Consider the following 8,962-nt stretch of genomic DNA (forward strand, 5'->3'; position numbering starts at 1 on the left):
GGTCAGAGCTCGCCGGTGCGGAGCAGCTCGCGGACGTGGTCCGCCTGCCGCATCGCGAGCGCCACGATGGTGAGCGTCGGGTTCGCGGCGCCCCCGGTGGTCATCACCGACCCGTCGGCGACGAACAGGTTGGGCACGTCGTGCGCCTGGCCCCACTCGTTGAGCGGGCCGTCGGCGGCGTCCGCCGCCATCCGGCAGGTGCCCAGGTTGTGGGTCGCCGGGTAGGGCGGCGTGTGGTGCACGCCGACGGCCCCGGCGGCACGGTAGACCGTGTCCGCGGCGCGGTAGGCGTGCCGCCGCATGGCGATGTCGTTGGGGTGGTCGTCGAAGTGGACGTGCGGGGCCGGTAGGCCCCACTGGTCCGTGACGTCGGGGTCCAGCGTGATCCGGTTGGACTCCTGCGGCATGTCCTCACCGACCAGCCACATGCCCGCCGTGTTGGCGTAGGCGTCCATCAGCCGGGTGAACTCGCGGCCCCAGCTGCCCGGTTCGATGAAGCTGGCGAGGAAGGCGGGGCCCAGCGAGAGGGTCTCCATGTAGTAGCCACCGACGAACCCTCGCGAGGGGTCGTGCACCGCCTCGTCCGCGATGATGCCCGCCATGGTCTCGCCGCGGTACATCCGCACCGGCTGCTCGAAGCGCGCGTAGGCGGACCCGGTCAGGTGCCGCATGTAGTTGCGGCCGACCTGGCCGGAGGAGTTGGCCAGCCCGTCCGGGTGCGAGGGCGAGTCGCTCATGAGGAGCAGTCTCGGCGTCTCGATCGAGTTGCCGGCGACGCACACGGCGCGCGCCGCCTGCCGGTGCAGGTTGCCGTCGGCGTCGAGGTACTCCACCGCGTCGGCCCGTCCGTCGGAGCCGTGGGTGATCCCCACCGCCTGGCAGAGCGGGCGCAGCTCGGCGTTCCCGGACTCCAGGGCGCGGGGGATCTCCCGGACGAGGGTCGACCACTTGGCGCCGGACTTGTCGCCCTGGAAGTTGAAGCCGTCCTGCACCGTGGCGGGGCGGCCGTCGTAGGGCTCGGCGTTGGTGGCGTAGGGGCCGGTCGCGTAGTACCTGTAGCCGGCGCGCTCGGCGCCGTTCGCGAAGACCGTGTAGTTGTTGTTCGCCGGCATCGGCGGCCGGCCGTGCCGGTGCGAGGAGCCCATCGCCTTCTCCGCCCGGTCGTACCACGGCTCCAGGTCCTCGAGCGTGATCGGCCAGTCCAGCAGGTTCGCACCCTCGACCTCGCCGTAGGTGCTCCGGGCGGCGAACTCGTGGGCCATGAACCGCGGGGTCGCGCCGGCCCAGTGGGTGGTCGTGCCGCCCACCGCCTTGACGATCCAGGCCGGCAGGTTGGGGAAGTCCCGCGCGACGCGGTAGGAGCCGGAGGTCGTGCGCATGTCCAGCCAGGCCATCTGGTTGAAGGCGGGCCACTCGTCGTTCGTGTAGTCGTCCGCGGTCAGGTAGGGACCGGCCTCGAGGACGACGACCTTGACCCCCTCGGTCGCCAGGTCGTGGGCGACGGTGCCACCGCCGGCCCCCGAGCCGATGACGACGACGACCGGCTCGTCCAGCGGGATGGGGTTTCCGTGCGTGCTCATCGCTGCTCCTCCACGTCGCGCAGTTCGGTTCGGGGCTCACCGTCGTACTCGGTGATCCGCGCCTCGGGCAGCCAGTCCAGGTCGTCGAAACCCCGGTGCAGGTAGCCGCCCTGGTCGAAGCTCGGCCCTTCGTAGCCGAGGAGCTCCCACACCTCGCGGTCGTCGTACAGCGCGACCACCGCCACCCCGCGGATCTGTCGGAAGTAGGGCTCGTCGGCGTACTCCCGCAGCAGCAGCGTCGCCGTCTCGTCGGAGGCCCCGAGGAAGTCGCCGTCGCTGATCGTGTCGAGCATGTCCAGGTCGGGACCCAGGGTGGCGGCCAGACGCCGGTCGTCCGCGGTCGCCTCGACCACGGCGTCCGCGGTGCGCTCGTAGGGGCCGTCGGGGAAGCTGTCGTGCGGATAGGCCAGCCGGAGCACGCGCACCAGGATCTGGCGTTGACGTGGGGTGAGCGTGGCCGGGCCGCCCCGGAGCGCGGAGCTGGTGTCCCGCTTGATCGTCGCCGAGTCCTTGTCCGCCATGTCGTGGCCCTCCTCGTGCCCGCCGCACCGCGTCGTGCGACGGCACCACGCTAGGTCCGCCCCGGCGGCGACGGCTACCGACGTTCTCAGTCGGTGAGAACGTCGGTGTCGACCCGGCGGAAGTACGCGGCGATGTCCCCCGAGGCCACCCGCAGCCGGTGCTCGACCCGCAGGTCGGGGCCGTCGAAACGACGGGCGTCGGCGGAGACGGCGACGCACCCGAGCAGGCCGCCGTCCGGTCGTCGGACCGCCACGGCGGCGCAGCTGCTGCCCGGGAGGAACTCCTCGAACTCCCACGCGACGCCGCGCCGGGTGACCCTGGCCAGGTGGGCGTCGAGCACGCCCGGGTCGGTGATCGTCCGGGGCGTCAGCCCGGGCAGCCCGTAGCGCGCCAGCTCGACCTGGCGCTCGGTGTCGTCCAGGTCGGCCAGCAGGATCTTGCCGAAGGCGGTCGCGTGCGGTGCCTGGTGGAAGCCGAAGGTCATCGGCTCCAGCCGAGGGCACTCGGGCGAGTCGGCGACGAAGATGAGCGCCAGGGTGGCGCCCCGCCGCACGGTGAGGTACGCCGCGCACCCGGTGGCGTGGTGCAGGTCGACGATCCGCTGCCGTACCTGGGCGGACAGGCCGATCTGCCGGTGCAGGGCCAGGCCCAGACGGTGCGGCTTGTAGCCGAGCTCGTAGCGCCCCTCGCGGCGCAGGTGGACCAGGTAGTCCCGAGCCACCAGGTCACCGGCCAGCCGGTACACCGTGGACAGCGGCAGGTCGAGGTCGTCCGCGAGCTCACGGGCCGAGGCACCGCCGCGGTCGGCCACCGACTCCAACAGGTCGAAGGTGCGCTCCACGGTGCGCGCACCGGTGTGCGACGTGCTCACCGTCCCATCATCGGCAGCGGCGGCGCTTGACGTCCACCCGGGAGCCCCCCACGATCGGGCCATGTACTTCATCGTGGTCAAGTTCCCCGTCAAGCCCGAGTCCGCCGAGCGCTGGTCCGAGATCGTCGCCGACTACACCGCGGCCTGCCGCGCCGAGGAGGGCAACATCTCCTTCGAGTGGTCGCGCAGCCTGGAGGACCCGCTGCAGTACGTGCTCGTCGAGGCCTTCACCGACGACGGGGCCGCCGCCCACGTGGCCAGTCCTCACTTCTCCCAGGGCATCGAGGCGATGCGCCCGCACCTCACCGCCACGCCGCAGATCGTCTCCCGCCAGGTCGACGGCGACGGGTGGGAGCCGATGGGGGAGCTGCAGATCGACTGACCGACGGGGCTGCCCCGGTCACTGCGTGGCGGTGGGCTCCGCGACCTCGACGGTGCGCGACACCGGCTGGACGAGCACGAACCGCTCGTCCGCCCGGAAGCTGACGAACGGGCAGTCGGACCCGATCTCCGGGAGTGTCTGGACGACGTAGGGGGACTCCGCGGTGCCGTCTCCTGCCCCGAGCAGGACGGGTATGCCTCCGGCCGGTTGGGCCGGCGAGGCGTCGGGGTCCGCCGTCGCACGGCACGAGGCGAGGCCCACCGCGTCCCAGAACTCCGCCCCGTCCTCGGTCGCGGACAGCCACCCGACGACGGAGGTCGAGGGGGACGCCCCGCCCGCGGCCGGCGCGTCCTCCTCCGCCCCCGTGGCCGCGGCCAGGATGAGCTGGAAGAGGAGCGCGCTGACCAGCGCCATACCCGCCGTGACGTAGGTCGTCGACGTGAGCGACCGGGTGGCCTTCACCCGGTGGTAGCGCTCCATCTCCATCATGGTGGCGGTGAGCTGGTGGGCCTGACGCTGCTCCTCGACGAGGGTGTCCCGGGCGCGCGAGAGGGCCGCCCGGGCACCGCCTCCCGCGGTCCCCGGGGTCTGCTGCTGGGCGAGGATGGCCGCGTCCAGGTGGCCGAGGTCGGCGCGGTACGTCTTCAGCCGGGTCACCAGCTCGGCCTCGGGCCGCTCCTGCGGTGGCTCGTCCCGGAAGGCCAACCACCAGGACGAGCGGAGCGCCTTCCTCGTCTCGTCCGTGAGCTCCTCGATGGAGACCACCTCGGGTTTGAAGACGTCCGCCACCCTCCAGGCCACCTCGCCGAGCGCGGCGATGCCGGTCACGCCGAACACGCCGGCGAGGAGCAGCAGCGGCACCGGCGCGTCCGCCAGCTCTGAGCGGGCGCCGAGCGTCCCGGCGCCGAAGAGGAAGGTCGCCACCGTCGCGACGACGATGACCAGCCACTTGGCGCTGTTGCGGACCGAGGCGATGGCCTCGTCCCAGGTGTCGACGACGGGGTCGAGGACGTCCAGCGACGACCCGGATCCGAGCTCAGCGGCCACGGCCGTGCTGGATGGCGGCGGTGGGTGAGGCGACCTTCCACAGGTCCGGTGGCGGATCGGCCGACGTCCCGCCGCCGGCCTGCGGGGTGCCCGGGAGGTCCTGCCGCATCACGTGCCAGTGAGGCTCTGCGTCACGCCAGATCCAGACGACGCCGTCCTCGACGTGGACGCGGATCGGTGGGGGGTCTCCCGCAGGAGGATTCCGGGGTTGTCGCTCGCTGCTCACGGGCACTCCTCTCGTGCTGGCGACATCGTCCTCCTCACCTGCGGACTCGGCAAGGGTGCACTGCCCCCCGCGTCAGGTCAGCTGAGGTCCTGCCTGGCTCGGCGCTGCACCGGCTTGCCCGCCGCCCGGCCGACGGCCGCGGCATGGTCGGGTACCGGCAGCTGCAGCCGCCGGTCCGTCCGCTGGTATCCCGTCGACGCGGGGCGGTCGGGCATCGTCAGCTCGGACTGCTCGACCTCCTCGTAGGGGATCGTGGAGAGCAGGTGGGCGATCATGTTGATCCGGGCCGAGCGCTTGTCGTCGGACGGGACGACGTTCCACCGCGCCTCCGGGAGGTCCGTGTGGACGAACATCTCGTCCTTGGCCCGGCTGTAGTCCTCCCAGCGGGTGAGGGACTCCAGGTCCGTGGGGGACAGCTTCCACCGGCGCATCGGGTCCTCCATCCGCGAGCGGAAGCGGCGGACCTGCTCGTCGTCGGAGACGGAGAACCAGTACTTGCGCAGCAGGATGCCGTCGTCCATGAGCATCCGCTCGAAGATCGGGGTCTGCTGCAGCCAGCGTCGGTGCTCCTCCGGCGTGCAGTAGCCCATGACCCGCTCCACCCCGCCGCGGTTGTACCAGGACCGGTCGAAGAGCCGGATCTCGCCGGCGGCGGGCAGGTGCTCGACGTAGCGCTGGAAGTACCACTGCGTCTTCTGCCGCTCGGTCGGCGTGGGCAGCGCCACGATCTGCGCCTGCCTGGGGGAGAGGTACTCCGTGACGCGCTTGATCGCGCCACCCTTCCCCGCGGCGTCCCGGCCCTCGAAGACCACCACCAGGCGATGGCCGGTCTCCTTGATCCAGGTCTGCATCTCGACCAGCTGCTCCTGCAGACGGAGCAGCTCGTCCTCGTAGATCTTCTTGTTCAGCCGGGGGACCTTCGTCGAGTCCGGCGCCGTGGCCCCGGCGTCGGCTCCATCGCGTGTCGCCATCGGCACATCGTGCCAGCAGGTGCGGCCCGAGGGGAAGGCTTGCGCCTCGCTCAGCTCTCCAGCGGCTGGTGGTGGTCGCGCCCGGCGACGCCGCGCCGCCAGTAGCCGTCCACCTGCACGGCGCTGGGGGCGAGGGCCTCGCCACCGATCCCGAGCTCGGCCGCGGTCCGGCGGACCTGCACCATGGCGCCCGCCTCCCCGGCCGCCCAGACGTAGTCGCCGGGGGCCGGTGGCAGGGCCTGCAACGCCTGCGCCAGGGTGTCCGCCGCCTCGTCCATCAGCCAGGTCACCCGGGCACCGTCGCGCGGGGGGAGCGGCACGATGCCGGTGGCGTCGGGCACCTGGATCACCACCTCGAGGGGTATGCCCTCCGGCGCCTCCTCGAGCCAGCGGCCGATGGCCGGGATCGCGGTCTCGTCGGCGAGGCAGACGTAGCGCCGGGCGTCCCGCGGCTCGGTCATCGACCCCCGCGGGCCCAGCAGGCCCACCGTGTCGCCGGGGGAGGCCTGGCTCGCCCACGTGCTGGCCGGTCCCGTGCCGTGCACGACGAAGTCGATGCTCACCCGCTGGGCGGCGGTCGCGTCCTCGCCCTCGTCGTCCCCGTCGCTGGTCGCCCGCACCGTGTAGTCGCGCGTCACCGGCCGCTGCGCCCCCTCCGGGAGCTGGGGGCGGTCGTCCACCACGGTCGGCAGCGTGAGCTGACCGGTCTCCGGGTGCGGGAAGGCGACCTTGACGTGGTCGCCGACGGCCAGGCGCACCCAGGGGATCGGTGGGGTGCCGTGCTCCAGCGCGAGCGTGATCCGCCGCATCCGCTCGCCCAGGTGCTCGACGGCACTGACGGTGGCGCGCCGGACGTGCAGCGGGTGCAGCTGGCGGTCGCGCTGCAGGGTGGCGGTGGTCATGGCGCAGGTCCGATCGTCAAATAGGGAAGAGGTGCGTGCTCATAATAGAGGAGGCGTGCCCCACCCGGCACCGGACCAGGAGTCGTACACTTGTTCGCATGCATGGTGGACCTCCGGGCTGGCCCGACCGGGTGCCCCCGGCCGGCGTGGCCGGCTGGGAGCAGGCTGCCGTCGCGTGGCTGCTGGACCAGTGCCCGGCCGACTACCGGGCCTACTCCGCGTGGCGCCGCCACCCGGCGGCGCTGGCCTGGATGGCGACCCGGCACCTGGAGGCACAGCTGGAGGCGATGCGGGGGGCGTGGCGGGACGTGCGTCCCGAGCTCGGGCCGGCGCTGCCGCCCGGGAGCATCGGCGACGTGCTGGAGTCGTTGGCGCGCGAGGGTCTGCGGCTGCGCGCCAACCACCGGGCGGCCGGCCTGCTGCTGGAGGCGTTGCGGCTCCGCGCGCCGATCGGTCCGGGATGAGATCGGCGGTCTCCGCGCGGTGGCGTGGCAGCACAGCAGCACTACCGTGTCCGTATGCCGCACCCGTTCCAGCAGCTCGATGTCTTCTCCAGCCGCCTCGGCGACGGCAACCCGTTGGCCGTCGTCCTCGGTGCGGACGACCTCACCGGCGAGGCGATGCAGCGCTTCGCGGCCTGGACCAACCTGTCGGAGACGACCTTCCTGCTGACCCCGAGCCGCGAGGAGGCCGACTACCGGGTGCGCATCTTCACCGCGGTCGAGGAGTTGTCGTTCGCTGGGCACCCGACGCTCGGCAGCTGCCGGGCATGGCTGAACGCGGGCGGCATGCCGCAGGGTCCGGAGGTGGTGCAGGAGTGCGGGGTCGGGCTGGTGCGGCTGCGCCGGGGCGACGACAGCGACCTGGTCTCGTTCGCGGCGCCGCCGCTGCGCCGCTCCGGGCCGGTCGACCCGGAGCTGGCTCGACGGGTGGAGTCGGTCCTCGGTGGCCCGCCGGTCTCGCTGGCCTGGGGTGACAACGGACCGGGCTGGGTGGTCGCCGAGCTGGAGAGCGGCGCCGCGGTGCGCGAGCTGGTCCCGGTCTTCACGGCGGGGGAGCCGATCGAGCTGGGAGTCTTCGGCCGGGACGAGCAGGGGTATGAGGTGCGCGCCTTCTTCCGCGGTCCGACGGGCCAGTGCGAGGACCCGGTCACCGGCAGCCTGAACGCCGCGATCGCGACGATCCTCGCCGCGCGGGGCGAGCTGCTCCCGGGGCAGCGCTACACCGCGACCCAGGGCACGGCGCTCGGGCGACGCGGGCAGGTGGAGGTGGTGCGCGAGGACGACACCCTGTGGGTCGGCGGCCGGGTGGTCAGCGCGATCAGCGGCCAGGTGGACCTCGGCTCCCGGTGACGCTCCGCGGGAGAGGCGAGCGACCCACCTGGATCCGCAGCAGGAGGCGATGCGGCTCCGTGCGCCGATCGCCTGAGCTCACCGGCCGGTGAGCCGCCAGGTGAGCAGCTCGCCGAAGGCCGTGACGTCACCGGCCAGTCCGAACAGCTCGGTGCGGTCGATCAGCACCTGGTAGTCGTCCGGTGGGGCGGCTCCAGGCCCGTCCGGGCCGCCGGAGGACGGTGCCGTGGCTCCCAGCACAACCGGCAGGCCGCTGCCCCGGAGGACGGGCACCAGGTCGCGGGTCACCTCGTCCTGGCGCAGCATCCGCAGCGGCACCGGGAGCTCCGCGACCATCCGGCGCCAGGCGCGGCGCTGCCCGACGACGCTGTGCGAGGTCTCGAAGAGGGGACAGCGCGGGCCGCCGGTCCTCCGGTTCGCCGCGTGCTCCAGCTCGGCGAACGGACCGGTGGAGACGGCGTAGACCCCGATGGCGAGTCGGACGGGTGCGGCCACCACCTCAGCGTAGGCGGACTCTCCGTCCACTGACAGCCTCGATGTCATCTGGCAGCCCCCTCGAGCAGGCTGACAGGTGACGAACCGGCTGGCAGTCGGACATCGGTCAGGCCAGGTCGTGGTCCGCGAGGCGTTGGCGCAGCGCCTCCTCGAAGCGCGCGACGTCGCCCCCCAGCTCGTCCAGCTCCGCACGGTCGAGCAGCACGGTATGCCCGGTCGCGGTGTCGCTGCCGGTGCCGGTGTCGGCGGCGTCACCGGTGGTCCCGGCGAGCAGCACCACCGGAGCACCGGCCTGCTCGACCGCGGCCTCCTGCTCTGAGGTGAGCTCGTTGAGGTGCCGCAGCTCGATCGTGGCGTCCATCCTGGCCGCCATCTGGTCCCACGCCTTCTTGCGCCGGACCGGCGAGTGCGTGATGTCGCACAGCGAGCAGTGCGCCGTCCCCCGGATCTTCCCCCACGCGTAGGCGGCCTCACCGAGCACGCCCCCTTGGCGTCGTAGACGCCGATGATCGTGGGACGTCGTCGCGTGCTCATACCCACCAGCCTAATGGGGGTGCAGGTCTCACTCTCGACTCGTGCGGGTTGGTGGGAGGCTTGTGGCCGAGCCGTCGGCC

12 protein-coding genes are annotated in these 8,962 nt (G+C 72.7%); 3 read left to right on the top strand and 9 right to left on the bottom strand.

What is annotated here, in order from left to right; all coding sequences use genetic code 11:
- Positions 1 to 2: 2 nt before the first annotated feature.
- The 3 genes from FXF60_RS15165 to FXF60_RS15175 form a co-directional block, all read right to left on the bottom strand.
- Positions 3 to 1,580 (bottom strand): GMC family oxidoreductase, encoded by a 1,578-nt coding sequence (locus FXF60_RS15165; protein WP_151526819.1) that lies wholly within the window; start codon positions 1,578 to 1,580, stop codon positions 3 to 5.
- Complete coding sequence (locus FXF60_RS15170; RefSeq protein WP_238335885.1) at positions 1,577 to 2,101, bottom strand: hypothetical protein; 525 nt, start codon at positions 2,099 to 2,101, stop codon at positions 1,577 to 1,579. Before FXF60_RS15170 ends, FXF60_RS15165 begins: the two co-directional genes overlap by 4 nt.
- A gap of 86 nt (positions 2,102 to 2,187) precedes the next feature.
- Positions 2,188 to 2,973 carry an IclR family transcriptional regulator gene (locus FXF60_RS15175; RefSeq protein ID WP_192796770.1) on the bottom strand — a complete coding sequence of 262 codons (786 nt, stop codon included), beginning with the start codon at positions 2,971 to 2,973 and terminating at the stop codon, positions 2,188 to 2,190.
- A 61-nt stretch (positions 2,974 to 3,034) separates the two neighbouring features.
- Between FXF60_RS15175 and FXF60_RS15180 the strand changes: the two genes are divergently transcribed.
- Positions 3,035 to 3,355, top strand: coding sequence for a putative quinol monooxygenase (locus FXF60_RS15180; protein WP_151526821.1), 321 nt, complete (start codon positions 3,035 to 3,037; stop codon positions 3,353 to 3,355).
- Between the two features lie 18 nt (positions 3,356 to 3,373).
- Here FXF60_RS15180 and FXF60_RS15185 read toward each other — a convergent pair whose 3' ends face one another.
- The 4 genes from FXF60_RS15185 to FXF60_RS15195 all read right to left on the bottom strand — a co-directional run bounded on the left by FXF60_RS15185 (position 3,374) and on the right by FXF60_RS15195 (position 6,501).
- Complete coding sequence (locus FXF60_RS15185; RefSeq protein ID WP_151526822.1) at positions 3,374 to 4,402, bottom strand: hypothetical protein; 1,029 nt, start codon at positions 4,400 to 4,402, stop codon at positions 3,374 to 3,376.
- Positions 4,392 to 4,628 carry a cupredoxin domain-containing protein gene (locus FXF60_RS16700; protein WP_202879660.1) on the bottom strand — a complete coding sequence of 79 codons (237 nt, stop codon included), beginning with the start codon at positions 4,626 to 4,628 and terminating at the stop codon, positions 4,392 to 4,394. Before FXF60_RS16700 ends, FXF60_RS15185 begins: the two co-directional genes overlap by 11 nt.
- 77 nt (positions 4,629 to 4,705) lie before the next feature.
- Complete coding sequence (ppk2, locus tag FXF60_RS15190) at positions 4,706 to 5,599, bottom strand: polyphosphate kinase 2 (RefSeq protein WP_151526823.1); 894 nt, start codon at positions 5,597 to 5,599, stop codon at positions 4,706 to 4,708.
- Between the two features lie 50 nt (positions 5,600 to 5,649).
- Entirely contained in the window at positions 5,650 to 6,501 is an 852-nt protein-coding gene (locus FXF60_RS15195; protein WP_151526824.1) for a siderophore-interacting protein, read from the bottom strand.
- 98 nt (positions 6,502 to 6,599) lie between these two features.
- Here FXF60_RS15195 and FXF60_RS15200 point away from each other — a divergent pair, with 98 nt between their 5' ends.
- Together FXF60_RS15200 and FXF60_RS15205 are read left to right on the top strand one after the other, a co-directional pair.
- The gene (locus tag FXF60_RS15200; RefSeq protein ID WP_151526825.1) at positions 6,600 to 6,965 is read left to right on the top strand and encodes a hypothetical protein; all 366 of its coding nucleotides are present in this window, start codon (positions 6,600 to 6,602) and stop codon (positions 6,963 to 6,965) included.
- A 54-nt stretch (positions 6,966 to 7,019) separates the two neighbouring features.
- Complete coding sequence (locus FXF60_RS15205; RefSeq protein ID WP_151526826.1) at positions 7,020 to 7,853, top strand: PhzF family phenazine biosynthesis protein; 834 nt, start codon at positions 7,020 to 7,022, stop codon at positions 7,851 to 7,853.
- A gap of 78 nt (positions 7,854 to 7,931) precedes the next feature.
- On the opposite strand, the gene FXF60_RS15210 is transcribed toward FXF60_RS15205, so the two are convergent.
- Both FXF60_RS15210 and FXF60_RS15215 read right to left on the bottom strand, forming a co-directional pair.
- Entirely contained in the window at positions 7,932 to 8,348 is a 417-nt protein-coding gene (locus tag FXF60_RS15210) for a hypothetical protein (RefSeq protein ID WP_151526827.1), read from the bottom strand.
- A gap of 106 nt (positions 8,349 to 8,454) precedes the next feature.
- Positions 8,455 to 8,829: a hypothetical protein gene (locus tag FXF60_RS15215; protein ID WP_151526828.1), complete on the bottom strand. Its 375-nt coding sequence runs from the start codon at positions 8,827 to 8,829 to the stop codon at positions 8,455 to 8,457.
- Positions 8,830 to 8,962: the final 133 nt, after the last annotated feature.

Source organism: Serinicoccus kebangsaanensis (assembly GCF_008919445.1).
Lineage (GTDB): Bacteria > Actinomycetota > Actinomycetes > Actinomycetales > Dermatophilaceae > Ornithinicoccus > Ornithinicoccus kebangsaanensis.

Excerpts from the sequence above, each read along its gene's own strand:
- FXF60_RS15205 (WP_151526826.1), top strand. The coding sequence starts at position 7,020 with ATGCCGCACCCGTTCCAGCAGCTCGATGTCTTCTCCAGCCGCCTCGGC.
- FXF60_RS15200 (WP_151526825.1), top strand. The coding sequence starts at position 6,600 with ATGCATGGTGGACCTCCGGGCTGGCCCGACCGGGTGCCCCCGGCCGGC.
- ppk2 (WP_151526823.1), bottom strand. The coding sequence starts at position 5,599 with ATGGCGACACGCGATGGAGCCGACGCCGGGGCCACGGCGCCGGACTCG.
- FXF60_RS15195 (WP_151526824.1), bottom strand. The coding sequence starts at position 6,501 with ATGACCACCGCCACCCTGCAGCGCGACCGCCAGCTGCACCCGCTGCAC.
- FXF60_RS15180 (WP_151526821.1), top strand. The coding sequence starts at position 3,035 with ATGTACTTCATCGTGGTCAAGTTCCCCGTCAAGCCCGAGTCCGCCGAG.
- FXF60_RS15165 (WP_151526819.1), bottom strand. The coding sequence starts at position 1,580 with ATGAGCACGCACGGAAACCCCATCCCGCTGGACGAGCCGGTCGTCGTC.
- FXF60_RS15170 (WP_238335885.1), bottom strand. The coding sequence starts at position 2,101 with ATGGCGGACAAGGACTCGGCGACGATCAAGCGGGACACCAGCTCCGCG.